This is a genomic window from Bacillus sp. mrc49 (assembly GCF_002803435.1).
The window spans coordinates 1-371 of record NZ_PHNG01000068.1; the positions used below are offsets into that span (position 1 = coordinate 1).

The 371-nt window shown below is 54.2% G+C and carries 1 rRNA gene; it reads right to left on the reverse strand.

The features are described from left to right. Positions 1–371, reverse strand: a 23S ribosomal RNA gene (locus CVN76_RS00510); the annotation flags it as partial.

Sequence of the window (371 nt, forward strand, 5' to 3'; positions counted from 1 at the left end):
CGTCCCTGCTCGACTTGTAGGTCTCGCAGTCAAGCTCCCTTGTGCCTTTACACTCTACGAATGATTTCCAACCATTCTGAGGGAACCTTTGGGCGCCTCCGTTACTCTTTAGGAGGCGACCGCCCCAGTCAAACTGCCCACCTGACACTGTCTCCCACCCCGATAAGGGGCGCGGGTTAGAATTTCAATCCAGCCAGGGTAGTATCCCACCAACGCCTCCACCGAAGCTAGCGCTCCGGCTTCTCAGGCTCCTACCTATCCTGTACAAGCTGTACCAAAATTCAATATCAGGCTGCAGTAAAGCTCCACGGGGTCTTTCCGTCCTGTCGCGGGTAACCTGCATCTTCACAGGTACTATAATTTCACCGAGT